General features: G+C 66.1%; 14 protein-coding genes. 9 read left to right on the top strand and 5 right to left on the bottom strand.

The window, feature by feature from the left end; translation table 11 throughout:
* Window positions 1-145: 145 nt before the first annotated feature.
* The 3 genes from OU996_RS16190 to OU996_RS16180 form a co-directional block, all read right to left on the bottom strand.
* Entirely contained in the window at window positions 146-1,669 is a 1,524-nt protein-coding gene (locus tag OU996_RS16190; protein ID WP_267585730.1) for an HlyD family type I secretion periplasmic adaptor subunit, read from the bottom strand.
* 11 nt (window positions 1,670-1,680) lie between these two features.
* Window positions 1,681-3,534, bottom strand: coding sequence for a type I secretion system permease/ATPase (locus OU996_RS16185; protein ID WP_267582640.1), 1,854 nt, complete (start codon window positions 3,532-3,534; stop codon window positions 1,681-1,683).
* Between the two features lie 289 nt (window positions 3,535-3,823).
* Window positions 3,824-4,426 (bottom strand): helix-turn-helix domain-containing protein, encoded by a 603-nt coding sequence (locus OU996_RS16180; protein ID WP_267582639.1) that lies wholly within the window; start codon window positions 4,424-4,426, stop codon window positions 3,824-3,826.
* Between the two features lie 236 nt (window positions 4,427-4,662).
* On the opposite strand from OU996_RS16180, the gene OU996_RS16175 reads away from it, so the two are divergent.
* Complete coding sequence (locus OU996_RS16175) at window positions 4,663-4,881, top strand: hypothetical protein (RefSeq protein ID WP_267582638.1); 219 nt, start codon at window positions 4,663-4,665, stop codon at window positions 4,879-4,881.
* A 363-nt stretch (window positions 4,882-5,244) separates the two neighbouring features.
* On the opposite strand, the gene OU996_RS16170 is transcribed toward OU996_RS16175, so the two are convergent.
* Entirely contained in the window at window positions 5,245-6,018 is a 774-nt protein-coding gene (locus tag OU996_RS16170; protein ID WP_267582637.1) for a DeoR/GlpR family DNA-binding transcription regulator, read from the bottom strand.
* 503 nt (window positions 6,019-6,521) lie between these two features.
* On the opposite strand from OU996_RS16170, the gene OU996_RS16165 reads away from it, so the two are divergent.
* The 8 genes from OU996_RS16165 to OU996_RS16130 all read left to right on the top strand — a co-directional run bounded on the left by OU996_RS16165 (window position 6,522) and on the right by OU996_RS16130 (window position 15,174).
* Window positions 6,522-7,061, top strand: coding sequence for a TRAP transporter small permease subunit (locus tag OU996_RS16165; protein WP_267582636.1), 540 nt, complete (start codon window positions 6,522-6,524; stop codon window positions 7,059-7,061).
* Window positions 7,061-8,398 carry a TRAP transporter large permease gene (locus OU996_RS16160; RefSeq protein ID WP_267582635.1) on the top strand — a complete coding sequence of 446 codons (1,338 nt, stop codon included), beginning with the start codon at window positions 7,061-7,063 and terminating at the stop codon, window positions 8,396-8,398. Before OU996_RS16165 ends, OU996_RS16160 begins: the two co-directional genes overlap by 1 nt.
* 46 nt (window positions 8,399-8,444) lie before the next feature.
* Window positions 8,445-9,554 carry a C4-dicarboxylate ABC transporter gene (locus OU996_RS16155; protein WP_267582634.1) on the top strand — a complete coding sequence of 370 codons (1,110 nt, stop codon included), beginning with the start codon at window positions 8,445-8,447 and terminating at the stop codon, window positions 9,552-9,554.
* A gap of 119 nt (window positions 9,555-9,673) precedes the next feature.
* A complete protein-coding gene (locus OU996_RS16150; protein WP_267582633.1) occupies window positions 9,674-11,083 on the top strand; it encodes an NAD(P)/FAD-dependent oxidoreductase in 1,410 nt (469 codons plus the stop codon).
* A complete protein-coding gene (locus OU996_RS16145; protein ID WP_267582632.1) occupies window positions 11,080-12,300 on the top strand; it encodes an NAD(P)/FAD-dependent oxidoreductase in 1,221 nt (406 codons plus the stop codon). Before OU996_RS16150 ends, OU996_RS16145 begins: the two co-directional genes overlap by 4 nt.
* A complete protein-coding gene (locus OU996_RS16140; RefSeq protein ID WP_267582631.1) occupies window positions 12,300-13,694 on the top strand; it encodes an FGGY family carbohydrate kinase in 1,395 nt (464 codons plus the stop codon). Before OU996_RS16145 ends, OU996_RS16140 begins: the two co-directional genes overlap by 1 nt.
* A gap of 15 nt (window positions 13,695-13,709) precedes the next feature.
* Window positions 13,710-14,033, top strand: a complete 324-nt coding sequence (locus tag OU996_RS16135) for a hypothetical protein (protein WP_267582630.1) — start codon at window positions 13,710-13,712, stop codon at window positions 14,031-14,033.
* 469 nt (window positions 14,034-14,502) lie between these two features.
* Window positions 14,503-15,174, top strand: a complete 672-nt coding sequence (locus OU996_RS16130; protein ID WP_267582629.1) for an SH3 domain-containing protein — start codon at window positions 14,503-14,505, stop codon at window positions 15,172-15,174.
* Between the two features lie 68 nt (window positions 15,175-15,242).
* Here OU996_RS16130 and OU996_RS16125 read toward each other — a convergent pair whose 3' ends face one another.
* Complete coding sequence (locus OU996_RS16125; protein WP_267582628.1) at window positions 15,243-15,653, bottom strand: hypothetical protein; 411 nt, start codon at window positions 15,651-15,653, stop codon at window positions 15,243-15,245.
* Between the last annotated feature and the right edge of the window lie 139 nt (window positions 15,654-15,792).

The following is a 15,792-nucleotide window of genomic DNA, read 5'->3' as shown; positions in this document are numbered from 1 at the left end:
CTGGGGCGGGCTGTTATATTTTATAAGTGCAAGTTCGCGCCGCGACATGCCGTAGTTATGTGCTGCATGATGAAGGTTGTTGCGTGTATACGGATGTCATCTATTGATGCCACAGGCGTTGCCGGGGACTGATCCCCCGCACGCCTCAATCTTCTCGGAACGCCCGCGCCATCTGGTCGGTCAGTGGCTTTGTCAGGTAGCTGAGAGGCGTGCGCCTGCCGGTGACGATGAACACATCCGCTGGCATGCCGGGTACCAGAGGCTTGTCCGGACCGAGAAGGTCGAGCTGGCCGGTGTCGATGGCAACCTTCAGCGCAAAATAGGACGCGCCCGTCTGGGGATCGACGAGACGGTCGGGCGAGACGACGAGAAGCGTGCCGGCCAGTTCCGGTGTCGAGTGCTGGTCGAACGCGGCGAGGCGGATGCGGGCCGGCTGCCCGGCGCGGATACGGTCCACCGATGCCGGGTCCGCCCGCGCCTCCACGATCAAGGTCTCATCGTCCGGAACGATCTCCATCATTACGTCGCCCGGCTTCACGACACCACCGAGGGTGTGGAAGGCGAGCGCGTTCACCCGTCCGCTCACCGGAGCGCGGACATCCGTACGGCTCAGCTTGTCGATGGCAGCGATGCGCTGCTCCAACAGCTCCTGCACATTGGCGTCCGCCTCGCGCAGTTCGGTCAGCACCTTCTCGCGGGTATCCCGCTCAAGCTCCAGGATTTGCAGATGAAGCTGGCCGATCCCCTGCTCGATAGCGGCCTTGTCGGCGCCCCGCCCGGCGATGGCGCCTTCAAGCTCGGCCTGCTGGCGCTCCAGCGCCAGAAGCCGGGTGCTCGGCATCAGGCCCTTGGCGCCCAGCACGCGGGCCGTCTCCAGCTCCTTGCCGATGAGGACATGCTGGCGCCGGGCGGCTTCCCGCTGTGCCTCAAGGCCGCCAATCTGCTCCCGGCTTTGGGCAATGCCGGCCTCCAGTCGCGCGATCTGGGCTTTCACCGTGTCACGCCGGGCCTGAAACAGCCGTTCCTGACCGGAGAACACCCGGTTGGCGATCTCCGCGCCGGTTTCAGGTGGGGTGATGGCCTCCGGCGGCAGGCCAGTGCCAACAAGCACAGCCGTCGTTGCGGGATAGGTGGGCAGAAGATTGGCCCATGCCCGATCGCCGCCGACCATGACATCCAGCATGGCCGGGCGCGTCATCGCCGGGGCATCATCGCGCTCGGCCTTGAGCCGGGCTTGCCGGGCGAGGGCTTCATAGAGCCGGTTCTCGATGATGGCCCGCTCGGCGGCATGGCGGGTGGCATCAAGGCGGATCAGCAGATCGCCGGCCTTCACCTCGGCTCCATCCCGCACCGCAAGCGCACTGATGATGCCGCCGTCCAGATGCTGGACGGTGCGGGTCTTTCCTTCCGTTACCACGATGCCGGACGACACCACCGCGCTTTGCAACGAGGCGAGGGCCGACCAAGCACTGAAACTGAGGACGACCCCGGCACACACCATCGCGCCGAACCGCAGGTGGCGGGAGGGATCGGCCGGGTCGTCCTTCGTGCGCCGGCGGTCAGCGCCATCCCGTTGCCTGCGACGCTGAACACGCTTTCGCCAGGCCTCCCGCAGCGCGGATGGCCGAGGGGGCGCACCGGCAGACGATTTTGCGGGGCGTATACCCATGGGCTTGCGCATCACCGTGCGACCTCCTTCGCCAGACGGGGCCGTGCCGGCGCCTCGACCGCCGGTTTCATCAGATCACGCAGGACCACTTCCTTGGGACCGAGCGCGACCATGCGTCCGTCCTTCAGCACCAGGGCACGGTCGCAGGCGGCGAGCCCGCTGGCCCGGTGAGTGATGACAATCACGGCCGCGCCGCGCTTTCGGGCGACCAGCAGCGCGGCCGTCAGGGCCGCATCGCCCTCCTGGTCGAGACTGGCGTTCGGTTCGTCGAGCACGATGAGGCAGGGATCGCCGTAAAGCGCCCGGGCGAGGGCGATACGCTGGCGTTGACCGCCGGAAAGCGCCGCCCCGCCGGGCCCGAGGCGGGTCATGTAGCCGTCGGGTAGTGCCAGGATCATGGCGTGAGCCGCCGCGGCCTGGGCGGCACGGATGACGTCCGCGTCCTTCGCGCCCATCTGGTGCCGGCTGATCGCGTCGCGCACGGTGCCGCCGATCAGTTCCACATCTTGCGGGAGATAGCCGATGTGCCGGCCGAGTCTGTCGGGATCCCACTGGTCGAGTGTGGCGCCGTCCAGCCGCACGCTACCGCTCATGGGGCGCCACAGGCCGACGATGATACGGGCGAGGGTGGATTTGCCGGAGGCGCTTGGGCCGAGAATGCCAAGAGCCTCGCCGGGATGGAGCTGGAAGGCGATGCCTTCAAGCAGCGGGCGACGGATGCCCGGCGGCGCAGCCATCACACCGGCGAGGGAGAGACGGCCGGTGGGGGTCGGCAGATCCATTTTCGGCGCGGCGCCGGCGTCATGGACAAGCCGGCTCTCGAGGCGCTCAAGGGCCGCTCGGGTACCGGCCATGGTCTTCCACTGGGCCACCATCTGGTCGATCGGCGCCAGCGCCCGGCCCAGCATAATGGACGAGGCGATCATGATGCCGCCCGTGGCGGCCTGCTCGATGACGAGAACAGCACCGATGGCTAGCGTCGCCGACTGCAGGAAAAGGCGGAAGCCGCGCGAGATGGCGGCAATGCGGGCCGCAGCATCGCCGCTGTCGCGTTCGGTGGCCCGTGCCCGGGCCAGCGTCCCGCCCCAGAGTCCGGCCACCTGGGGCCGCATGCCGAGAGCCGTCACCGCCTCGGCCGAGCGGCGGGCGGCTTCCAGCATCATGCCGGCCTGCGTTGCCTCGCCCGCCGCCAGAGCCATCGGCGCACGCGTGAGGTGATTGTTCAGGAGGGCAAGGGACACCACCACCGCGACGCCCAGAAAGCCGATGAGCCCGAGCGACCAATGGAGAAGCCCCAGCACCACCAGATAGAGCGGCACCCATGGCAGGTCGAACAGCGCCAGCGGCGCCGGCCCACCGAGAAAGCGCCGGACCGTGGCCAGATCCGCTGTCGATCTGCCGTCGGTCGCCTGCCCATCGAACGCATCGGCAATCTCGCGGCGAAAGGCCAGTCCTGAAAACCGTGCTTCCATCCGGTCGCCGAGGCGTGCCAGCACTCGACCTCGCGCATAGTCGATCATGGCGAAGGCGATGTAGAACGCGGTTGCGATGAGGCCGAGCACCCAGAGGGTTGGCAGCGACCGGCTGACCAGCACCCGGTCGTAGACCTGGAGCATGAAGAGCGGGCCGGTGAGCATCAGCAGATTGGCGACACCGCTGAACACCCCGACGCCGATGAGGGCCTGCCGGCTGCCGTCGAAGAGGACGCTCACGACCCCTCCACGGTGATGACGACCGGCCGGCGACGTCCTTGGACGCCCCGTCATCGGCGGAAACCGGCTATTGCCGATCGCATCGTCGCCCGCCTGAAAATGTATCCGCATGACAACAGGCAGGCCTGCCCAGAATAGGCCGGGAAGGGCCACGCACCTGCGCCCACTCCTTGGATCGTCAAGTTATTGATTGTATTCATTATCAGATAATCGTCGCTATCGGCCTGCGCGTACAAATCGTGGGGATCGAACGGAGGCGGGCTTTGATTATTCTTTACGCGTTTCTAAGCAGAGATAGGAAGTTATATTTTATAACATGGACTATACTATAAAAACTTGCTTTTTAGCATGGTTCGTCGAACGTTGCGGATAGAGCGCTGCCGTACTCGGTACGTTGAGGCAGGGGACGCGCGCCGAGAGACGCCTTCCATGCGAGGGGCGCTTATTTCAGATCGGAAAAGAGCTTCACTTCGGTGATGCCCACCGGGACCGTTTCGCCGCATGGATCGTAGGAGATGGACAGGAGCGTCTTGGGCCCAAAGCGACGGACACGGGTGTTCCACTCATGGCGGACGGCTGTGTCGACAATGATATCGGTATGGCGGTCGCTCACTCCGCTGACCAGGGCCAGCTTGCCGGAGTTGATATCGCGCCGGAGAGCCGCGTTCGCCAGAAGCTCGCCGGACTCATTCACGAGATGACGTTCCAACGACATGCCCTGCAGCAGCGACATGCCCGGCCACAGGGCGCGATAACCCCGCGATGCCGCCAGCAAGCGGACGCCATCAAGATCATAGAGTGCCATGATGCCGGGTTGGCGTTCCGTGAACACACGTTCCAGCCGGATCTCGTCCAGTTCGGACCCGGAGATCAGCTCGGTGATGCGCTTCATCAGATCAGGAGAGGGCTTGTCGCGCCCGGTTTCCCAATACGATACCGCCGCCTGGGACACGCCCAGCATCTCCGCCAAGGCGAACTGCTTGATGCCATTCAATCGGCGCCACGAGCGTAGCCTCAGAGCGAAACGAGCGTCCCCTTCCGACATCGACCTTACATTCCTACCCCGAGATGCCATGCCCCTCTCGCGAAGAGATCATGGCGGCGCCAGTTCCGGGGTGTCAATCAGCCTCGATGTCTCCCGGAGACGTTCTTCTGACGCGCCCTCATGTGAATCGGCGTGGAACAGGACACCGTTTTAGGGGGGCGTCCAAACGGACCCCTCTGACGCAGGGGTTCACGGTGCCTCCGGGACGATCGGCGGCAAGGTTTCGGATGCCTGTGGTGGCGACGATCGCGAAGATTGGTCGGGCATATTTTGTTCAAGGCAAAGCGATCAAGGCGATCTGCCGCGAGCTGAAGATATCCCGGAAGGCGGTCCGCAGGGTCCGTCGCTCGAACGAGACGGCTTTGGAGTACGAGCGCTCGGTCCAGCCCATGCTGAAGCTGGGGATCTGGACGGGTGAGCTCGACCGGGTGCTGGCGCGGAACGAGAGCCGGTGATCGCGTGGACGCTTGACGCTCATCCGGATCCTCGAGGAAAGCGGGCGGCCCGCGCCGCATCGCAAGGCAGACCGGCGGGACTCGGAGAGAAGTCAAGTTTCGATCCGAAGCGGAAATGGTCGACGCCATCTTGGCGCTGGAGCGCGAGCTTTCCTCCCGTCCAGCCGTGCGCGTCACGTCCGCACGAAATCTGTGTTTCAGCCAGCTCAAACTCCGCACACCTCGCCGTCCGCCTCATGTCGCATGCGATGACAGGTCGACGACTGTAGACCGCAGCCCGATGACTATTGGCGCGCACCTTATCTGCATCCACATGCATTGCCGTGCTCATCATCTTCTGGGCTGGATCAATCTGTCCTAAACCTAGCGGGCAATGATCAACTGGGTTCCGGCAACGGCAAGCGCACGGGCCATGGGCTCGGACGGTGGCGCGTCTGTCACAAGCGTGTGGATGCGCCCAAGGGCGACGACTTCGAATACAGCGCGACGGTCGAACTTGCTGGAATCCGCGAGCACCGTCACTCGATCGGCGCGCTCGATCATGGCTTTGGCGACCTCAGCCTCCTGCAGATCGAAATCCATTACGCAGGTCGGGTCGATGGCACCGATGGTCAGCACCGCGTGGCGGGCGCGGAACTTGCCGATCTGTTCCAGCGCCAGCGGCCCAAGGCTCTCGCCGGCATCGGGGCCATAGGCGCCGCCGATCAGGAAGACCTTGTGACTCGAATTGGAAGCCAGCGTCGCGGCGATGCGGGGCGAATTGGTGATCGTCACCAGCGACGGCACCGCCACCAGAGCTTCGGCGAAGACGACGGTTGTGCTGCCGGTGTCGATGAACAGTGAATCCTCAGGGCGGAACAGGCGGCTCGCCGCGGCGGCGATGCGCCGCTTGGCAGCGGCGTTCTGGGCGAGGCGGTGCGCGAAGGGTGATTCACTGTCCACCACCGACGACGTGGCGGTGATAGGGCGGGCGCCCCCATGAAAGCGGCGCAACTTCCCCGCCGCGCCAAGCTGGGTGAGATCGCGCCGCACGGTCTCGCGGGACACGCCGAGTTCCTCGGCGAGCGCCTCCACGGTCATCTCGCCCGACTGCGTGAGAAGGGCGAGTACCTGGTCATGTCGATGATGGGTCGGCACCGAAGCAATCCCGAGCTGAAGTGACGTAGGGGTGATCAGGTTTGGCGGCGGTGCGGCCGTTCGCGCGCCTGTCGAGTCGCGAGGGACTGACCGAATGCGGGCACAATCCGACCAAGCCGTTGCACGGAGCCGACATCAAGTTACTGCTCCGTCCACCGGCCATTCGTCATTCAAGAGCATATCAGCCGAATGGTCAATAAGATCGCATCAAAGTCGCCCGAACGGTCATAACAGGCAAAATAGAGTGACCTATTGCACGTGTTCTGCCGAGCTAGGGCTTCCGTTCAAACGCGAAACCGGTACATTGCTTGCTATGCCAAAAAAGCAGGCACGCGCCAATCGCGTGCACTGCGGCATGAGGGGACCAGATGAACCTGTCTTCGCGGCTTAGGAAGCGAGGGGCGCGTCGTGCCGCGCCACCACGATTCACGCGCGCCTAAAAAGGCGCGGGCACGGTCGGCAAGACGCCGGCCACGGGGATGGCGGTGCAACGGAGCAAACATGTGACGTCGGTTGGGGCAAGAAATACGGGGGCCTGGGGACTCGCGGCCCGCTATGTGCGGGTGGTGGACGGCCTATCCAACTATGTCGGCTATCTCGCCGCGTCGCTCATCTTCTTCATGGGCGGGACGCTGCTGTTCGACGCGGTGATGCGCAACCTCGTCAAGATGCCGGTGCATTGGGCGGTGGAACTCACCCAGTTCACCCTCGCAGCCTATTACTTCATGGGCGGGCCGTTCACGCTGCGCAACAATGAGCATGTGCGGATGGATCTCTGGTACTCCACGCTCTCCGAGCGGGGGAAGGCCAAGATGGACCTCGTCACCGTCTGGTGCCTGATCTTCTATCTCGGCGTGCTGCTGACGGGCTCGATCTCCAGCCTGCAATACGCCATCGCCACCAATGAGAAGCGGTTCTCCATCTGGAACCCCTCGGTCATCCCGATCAAGGCGCTGCTGACCGTCTGTCTCATCCTCATGCTGCTGCAGGCATTCTCGCTGGTCATCAAGCACATCTTCACGCTGCGCGGGGAGAAGATCTGATGTCCTACGAGATGATCGCACTGCTGATGTTCGCCTCGATGGTCGTGGCGCTCATCAGCGGACAGCTCGTCTTCGCCGGCATCGGCTTTGTCGCCTCGGCGGCCGCGCTGATGCTCTATGGCCCCGGCGCGATGGACCTGCCGTTCAACCAGGTCTTCAAGCTGTTCAACTGGTACGCGATGCTGACGCTGCCCATGTTCATCTACATGGGCTACATCCTGGCGGAGTCCGGGATCGCGGAAGACCTGTACCGAGCGTTGCACGTCTGGTTCGGGCGGTTCACCGGCGGCCTCGCCATCGGCACCATCTTCCTGATGGTTATCATCTCGGCCATGAACGGCCTCTCCGTCGCCGGCATGGCGATCGGCGCCACCATCGCGCTGCCGGAGATGATCCGCCGCGGCTATGACAAGGTGCTGATCTCCGGCGTGGTGCAGGGCGGCTCGTCGCTCGGCATTCTCATCCCGCCCTCGGTCGTGCTGGTGCTTTACGGCATGATTGCGCGCCAGCCGGTCTCCAAGCTGTGGTTCGCGGGTGTCGGGCCCGGCCTGCTGATGGCGGCGCTGTTCATCATCTACATCTATGTGCGAGTGAAGCTGAACCCGAAGCTCGCGCCGGCGCTGACCGATGACGAGCTCAACATGCCGCTGCGCGAGAAGCTGGCCTTGGCGCGCGCGGGCATCATTCCCTTCGTCATTTTCTTCTTCATGACCGGCCTGTTCGTCTTCGGCGTCACCAGCCTGGTCGAGAGTTCGGCCGTCGGCGCCGCCTCCGCCACCCTCGCGGCGGTGGTCAAGGGCCGGTTCACCTGGCCGATCATCCGTGGCACCGCGCTGAAGACGCTGAACGTCTCCTGCATGTTCATGTGGCTGATCCTCGCCGCCCTGGCCTTCGGCACGGTGTTCGACGGGCTCGGCGCGGTGAAGGCGATCGAGTTCCTGTTCGTCAAGCAGTGGGATCTCAACCCCTGGACCATCATCATCATGATGCAGCTCAGCTTCATCATCATGGGGATGTTTCTCGACGACACGGCGATGCTGGTCATCGTCGCGCCGCTCTACATCCCGCTGGTGAAGGCGCTTGATCTCGGCTTCGACAACCAGCTGATCTGGTACGGCATCCTGTACACGATCACCTGCCAGATCGCCTACATAACCCCGCCCTTCGGCTACAACCTGTTCCTGATGCGCTCGCTGGCGCCGAAGGAAATCTCGCTGATCGACATCTACCGGTCGATCTGGCCGTTCGCCGCGATCATGTTTTTCACCATCATCATCCTGATGGTCTTCCCGCAGATCGCGCTCTGGCTGCCGGCCCACATGAACGTCAAGGGCTGAGGCCTCGTCGTTTCCAAAGACCTTCCAAAAACCAGAGGAGCAAGGAATGACCGATATCAAGAAGCCCGTTCCGAAAAAGGTGGACCCGGCTGCGGACAAGATTCTCGCCAGCCGCCGCAATTTCATGGCCAAGGCGGGCCTCGGGGCCGGCGCGGCGCTCGCTAGCACCACGCTCGCGGCTCCGGCGGTGATCGCCCAGACCGGGCCGATCAAGTGGCGCCTGCAGACCTATTCCGGCGCGCCGCTCGGCGCCCACGTCATCAAGCCGCAGATCGACGCCTTCAACGCCGCCGCCAATGGCGAGATGGTCATCGAGCTCTTTTACGCCGACCAGCTCGTGCCGACCTCGGACCTGTTCCGCGCCCTCCAGTCCGGCACGCTCGATGCGGTGCAGTCGGACGAGGCGACCATGGCCTCGCCGGTCGATATCGCGGTGTTCGGCGGCTACTTCCCCTTCGCCACCCGCTACAGCCTCGATGTGCCCGCCCTGTTCCGTTACTACGGCCTGAAGGAGATCTGGGAAGAGGCCTATGCGGACGTGCCGAACGTCACCTGGCTGTCGACCGGTGCCTGGGACCCGCTGCACATCTTCACCGTCAACAAGCCGATCAAGAAGCTGTCCGACATGAACGGCCTGCGCGTCTTCGGCGTGCCGACCGCGGGCAAGTTCCTGTCCAAGTACGGCCTCGTGCCGGTGACCATCCCGTGGGACAACGTCGAAGTCGCGCTGCAGACCGGTGAACTCGATGGCGTGGCCTGGTGCGGCTTCACCGAGGCCTATGAGGTTGGCTGGGCGGATGTCTGCAACTACGCGCTCTCCAACTCCGTCACCGGCGCGTGGTTCGGCAGCTACTTCGCCAACTCGCCGAGCTGGGCGAAAGTGCCGCCGCATCTGAAGGAGCTGTTCCTGATGAGCATCGACCAGTCCCACTACTACCGCGACGTCTGGTACTGGGGCGGCGAGGCGAAGCTTCGCGTCGAAGGCAACAAGATGGAGCTGACCCAGCTCCCGCCCGAGGACTGGGCGAAGGTCCTCTCGGACTCCAAGGGCTTCTGGGACGAGATTGCCGCCTCCAGCCCGCGCGCCGGCAAGGTGGTGGCGGCCTTCAAGAAGTATGACGAGACCATGCAGAAGGCGGGCTACCCCTACCGTTGATCGGCCCCTAAGGACGCGGCCTCGCCCATGGGCGGGGCCGCATGGCCCGGGCGTGCCCCGGCCCTCATGCGTAACGCGACCGGCCGCGCCGGCACGCGAGTGACAGGAAAGGAGCCGCGATGCTCCCCCATCTCCCCTCCATTCTCGCGGACGAGTACGACCTCGCCATCATCGGCGCGGGCGTCGTCGGCTGCGCGGTCGCCCGGCGCTTCGCCCTCGCCGGTGCCAAGGTCGTGGTGATCGAGAAGGGCAGCGACATTCTCTCCGGCGCCTCCAAGGCCAACAGCGCCATCCTGCACACGGGTTTCGACGCGCCGTCCGACAGTCTCGAACTGGAACTGGTGAAGGCCGGGCGTGCCGAATATCTGGCGGAGCGCGACACACTGGGCCTCTCCGTCGTCGAAACCGGCGCTCTCGTCTGCGCGTGGAGCGCGGAGGAAGCGGTCAAGCTCGAACAGATTGCGGCGCAGGGGCGGGGCAATGGCGTGGATGGGCTTCACCTCCTGACAGCCGATGCCGCCCGCGCCACCATGCCCGGCCTGTCCCGTCGCCTTGTCGCGGCGCTTGAGGTCGCGGGAGAGCACATCATCGACCCCTGGACGGCGCCGCTCGCCTATCTCACGCAGGCCATGGCGCTCGGCACGCGCGTTCTGCGTGACGCAGAACTCATTGCCGGCACCTTCGAAGGCGGCTGGCAGCTTCTGACCTCGCTGGGTGATATTCGCGCCGCCGCCGTCATCAACGCCGCCGGCCTCTATGGTGACGAGGTGGACCGCCGGCTTGGCTTCGTGCCGGATTTCGAGATCCGCCCGCGCAAGGGCCAGTTCGTCGTGCTCGACAAGGCGGCTTATGCTCATGTGCCGCGCATCGTGCTGCCGGTGCCGACGGAGATCACCAAGGGCGTCGTGGTCTGCCCGACCGCCTTCGGCAATGTCATCATCGGCCCGACCGCCGAGGAGCAGCAGGACCGCGTGCGCGCCAGCGTTGAGCGCGAAACGCTGGAGGCGCTGCTGGCACGCGGCGCCGAGATCGTGCCGGCGCTGGCGGGCATTCCCGTCACCGCCGTCTATGCGGGGCTTCGGCCGGCCACCGAGAAGAAGCACTACCGCGTCACGTCACGCGCGGCGCAGCGAGCCATCACGCTGGGCGGCATCCGCTCGACCGGTCTTTCGGCGGCGTTGGGCCTTGCCCAGCACGCCGTGACGCTGCACGCCGCCTTCGCCCCGCCCCCCCTGACCCCAACCACGCCGCCGGCGGTGCGGCTGCCCAATCTCACGGAGATTTACGCCCGCGACTGGCAGCAGCCCGGCCATGGCGAGATCGTCTGCCATTGCGAGCTGGTGACGAGACGCGAGATCGAAGCGGCTTTCGCCAGCGCGCTGCCGCCCGGCGATTTCGGTGGCCTGAAACGCCGCACCCGCGCCGGCATGGGGCGCTGCCAGGGCTTCTACTGCAACGCCCGGCTCGCCGAGATGAGCCGGGACCGTCTCGCCGTGCCCCTCGCCATCGATGAGCGGGGAGAGACATGAGCGACGCGGACGTCATCATCGTCGGTGGCGGACCGGCGGGCGTCGCCGCGGCGGTCGAACTGCGCCGCGCCGGCATTCCCCGCGTCATGCTGCTCGACCGCGAGCCGGAGCTCGGCGGCGCCACCCGTCATTGCAGCCATTCGCCCTTCGGCATGCGCGAATTCGGCCGGGTCTATCTCGGTGCCGCCTATGGCCGCCGGCTGACGGCGGAGGCGGCGCGGGCCGGCGTCGAGGTCCGTACCGGCCACAGCGTGGTGCGGCTTCAGCCCGGCGGGCGGCTCGACATTGCAACGCCGGACGGCATCGGCACGCTTGACGCCTCGCGCATCCTCATCGCCACCGGGGCCCGCGAGCGGCCTCGTTCGTCGCGCCTGATTTCGGGCGATCGCCCGGTTGGTGTCGTCACCACCGGCACGCTTCAGGCTTATGTCGCCTTCCACGGACTGATGCCGTTCACGCGCCCGCTGATCATCGGCTCGGAGCTTGTCAGCCTCTCGGCGGTGCTCACCTGCATCGGCCATGGCGCGCGCCCGGTCGCCCTGGCCGAATCCTGTCCCCAACCGCTGGCGCGCGCCCCGTTCGCGTGGTTTCCACGCCTTGCCGGTGTGCCGTTCCGTCTCGGAACCGACCTCGTCGACATTCGCGGCGCGGGCCGCGTCGAGGCGGCAACGTTGCGCCACGCCGATGGTCGCCGGGAGGAAGTCGCCTGCGACGGCGTGCTGCTCACCGGCCGATTTACCCCGGAATCGGCGCTTTTCCTGCAATCGCCGCTGGGCGTGGATCGCGGCAGCGCCGGGCCAGCCGTCGATCAGGAGGGGCGCACGCGCGATCCCTTCTGTTTTGCCGCTGGCAATCTCCTGCGCGCGGTCGAGACCGGCGGATGGTCGTTCCGCGAGGGGCGCGCGATCGGCCGGGCGCTGGTGCGCGACCTCTTGGGCGCGCCCTGCGCGGAAGCGCCGGTTGCCGTCAGTTTTGACGAACCGATCAAGCTGGTCGTGCCGAGCCTCATCCGCCCCGGCGTCCGCGAGCCGGCACTGGCCGATTTCCAGCTGCGCGTCACCCGTGCGGTGCGCGGGCGTCTGGTGCTGGAGATTGACGGGGGTGAGGTTTGGTGGGCGCGCAAGCTCTTCCTCCCTGAGCGCCGCATCCTTGTCCCGATCCCCACCTCGGCCTTCGCGGCAAGTTCCATCCACTTCCGGCTGAGCGAGGAAGGCTGATGCGCGTCGCCGCCATCGACCAGGGCACGACCTCCACACGCTGCCTCGTTGTCGCCGACGATGGCGCGGCGGAACTTGCCGGGAGCCGCACGCACGCGCAGTGGTACCCCGCCTCCGGCTGGGTCGAGCATGACCCAGAGGAGCTAATTACCAATATCCGCGCCCTCCTCGCCGCCGCCGGGCCGGTCGATGCCATCGCGCTCGCCAATCAGGGCGAGAGCTGCCTCGCCTGGGACGCAGTGACCGGCGCACCGCTCTCAAATGTCATTGTGTGGCAGGATGCCCGCACCGCCGACGAGTTGGCCGGGCTTGGCGCGGCGGTGCAGGCGCGCTCTCAGGCGATCTCCGGCCTGCCGCTCGACCCGTATTTCTCCGCCAGCAAGCTCGGTTGGCTGATGCGGGAGAGCCCCGTCGTGAAGGCGGCCCACGCACAGCGGCGCCTGCGCCTCGGCACCACCGACGCCTTCTTCCTGGAGCGGCTGACCGGAACCTTCGCGACCGATCTGGCAACGGCGTCGCGCACCGGCCTGCTCGACCTCGCGACTCTAACCTGGAGCGCGGACCTCTGCGCCCTGCACGGGGTTCCGATCGAGGCCCTGCCGCCGATCCGCGCGGTCGATGCCGGGTTCGGCGCCGTCGATGGCGTGCCGATCAAGGCCTCCATCGTCGACCAGCAGGCCGCGCTCTATGGCCATGGCTGCCGCGCCCCGGGCGAGGTGAAGATCACCTTCGGCACCGGGGCCTTCCTGCTTGCCATTACCGGAGCGCAGCGGCCAACGCTCGACGGTCTCCTGCCCACCATCGCCTGGCAGCGGGTGGGGGAGGGGCCAGTCTTCGCCCTCGAAGGCGGCGTCTATGATGCCGGAGCTGCGCTGGAATGGCTGCGCCGGCTCGGCCTCTATCAGCATCCGCAGGAACTCGACGGCTTCGAGGGGCCTTCCGTTCTGAGCCGGGGCCTTGTCTTCGTGCCGGCCCTTTCAGGGCTCGCCGCTCCTTATTGGGATCGGCACGCCGCGCCGCTCTTCATCGGCATGGACGCGGCGACGGATCGGCGCGACATGGTGCGTGCGGCGCTGGAGGGGATCGCGCTTCTCACCGTCGGCCTCATCGAGCCGGCAGCCAACTATGCCGGGGCGATCACGACGCTTTCCATTGATGGCGGCCTCTCCCAGAGCCGCTATTTCGCCGGCTTCCTTGCCGCGGCGTCCAGACGAACTGTGCTAGTGCCGACTCTGCACGAGATGACCGCGCTCGGCTTGGCCGAACTCTGCGGCGTGGAGGTTGGCCGGGTGCGAGCCAAAGCCCGCCGCTTCGAACCGGATGGATCGGTGTCGGACGCCGACCGCCAACGATTTACGCGGGCGATCGGTTACTCGCGCGGCTGGCGCGGCTAATCCTCGGACCGCATCTTGAGCGGCAAGGCACTCGAGGGCGCCGGATCTCGGACGCGATGGCGCAGCCATCGCTTAAGACCGTTTGGGAAATATCCAACGGCCAAAGAACAAACAGCGGAACGGCAGCCCGACGGCATCACTGAGCCCGACGAGATGCTCAAGGAGCAGATTGCCAAGCTCAAGGCAGATCGGGACCGTGCACATTCGGCGCTGGAGCGGATCGAGAATCAGGGTGCCGCCGCAAGCCGGCTCGATTCGGATAAGCTCGCCCGCTTCGGGCAGCTCATACGCTCGAATATCACCGGGGGCGAGGCACCGTTCCGCAAAGCCTATCTGTGAGCGCTGATCGGTCGAAGTCGACCAGCAACTCGTGCGGATCCACGGATCAAGGTCGGTGCTGGAAAGGGCCTTACTCGCCGACCGCGCCACCCATTCGGGTGTTCGCGACCTTGTACGGAAGTGGCGCGCCGACCAAGGCGAAACTGCGAACACCTATGTCGTTGAAATTGCGCTTATTTAGAGAATGCCCAACAAGGTGCTTAGACGGCGTGCGTCGCCCGCAGGTCGACAAACATATCCGTGATAAACCCGCGCTTCAGTCTCGTTCGGATCCCGCGCGCTTCGGCGGTCCCGACAGTCGCCGCATAACGTGTGACCGTTGGTCGATCACTCAGATGGCTACCGCGCTCGCTCCGCAATGACTGTCACAATTTGAAACCCGGTCGAGACACCCCGGCGATATCCAAGACCCAGAAAGGTCGGTGGGTAAACAGAGGCCGCTTCCGGCCACCTGAACCAGGGTTCCGCCATGCTCGGGAAGATCATATTTGCTGCCGCTCTGGCTCTCGCCGCGCCGGTTGCCAGTGCCGCCACCACGGCCGTCGCCGTCACCAACGTCAATCTTCGCGCCGGTCCGTCGACCGTCTATCCCACGGTCACGGTCGTGCCGACAGGCGCTGCCATCACCACCTTTGGCTGCGTCTCCGGCTATAGCTGGTGCGACATCAGCTTCGGCCCGTATCGCGGCTGGGTGGCGGCGAACTACATCCAGGTGATCTATCGTGGGGCGCCGGTTGTGCTCACCGCGCCGGTGGCGCCGGTGGTCGGCATCACCGTCGTGTCCTTCAACCGGGTCTATTGGGATCGCCACTATGTCGCCTATCCCTGGTATGGGCGCTGGGGTGCCTATCCGCCCTATGGGCCGCCGCGCGTGACGTCGGCCAACCGCTCGCTCACTTGCGCGGGCGGCACCTGCGTCGGTCTTCGCGGCGCCACCGGCGTCTATGGCGGCTCAACGGCGCAGACCCGCACCTGCACCAGCGGGGCCTGCACCTCCACCCGGAGCACGGAAGGCCCTCGGGGAGGCACCGCAACGCGCACGCGCAGCTGCGCCGCCGGACAGGGCTGCACGGCCAATCGGACGGTCACCGGTCCCGGCGGCGCTGTGCACACCGGTTCGCGCAGCTTCCAGCGCTGGTGATCGGGCGTCACCCGATAAAGAAGGCCGGGAGCCTGCGCTCCCGGCCCTTTTTTGTCGGCGCGCGACCGTCAGAGCGGCATGCCGGGCGCCTCGCTGCGGCGCCATTCCAGGAAACGGACGATACGCTCGACCAGGCTCTCCTGCATCAGCTTGGCCATGCGCATCTGCTCAGGCGTCAGCGCCGCCTTCAGCTTGGAAACGGCCTCTTGCAACACACGGGCCTTCTCCGCCCGCTCGATGGCGGCACTGGCAAGGTCCTGCGCGAGGTCGAAAGCCTGTGCCTCGGCGCGCTGCTTCTCCTCCGTCCAGCGCCCGAGCCGCTCGCCTGAGGGCATAAGCGCGATGAGCGCCGTTGTGTAGCCGCGCCAGGCATCCATCTGGTCGCTCCGGATGCCGAGCGCGGTTTCCTGCGCCGAGAGGAGCAGGCCGGCAATGAGCCGAACGGCGGTCGGATCGAAGGCCGGACCCGGTTCGCTCACGAACGGCTCCGGCTCGCATGCCCAGGGCCCGGCGGGCCCTGTCAGTTCCCGCGCGCTCCCGAATGTGGGTATGGCCGCGGCGGCGACGCCGAGGACGACCGCTGCGCCGGCCATCCGTGTGCTCAGTCTGGTCGGGAAT

Source organism: Ancylobacter sp. SL191, from assembly GCF_026625645.1.
Taxonomy (GTDB): domain Bacteria; phylum Pseudomonadota; class Alphaproteobacteria; order Rhizobiales; family Xanthobacteraceae; genus Ancylobacter.
This window is presented reverse-complemented; position numbering and strand designations above follow the sequence as displayed.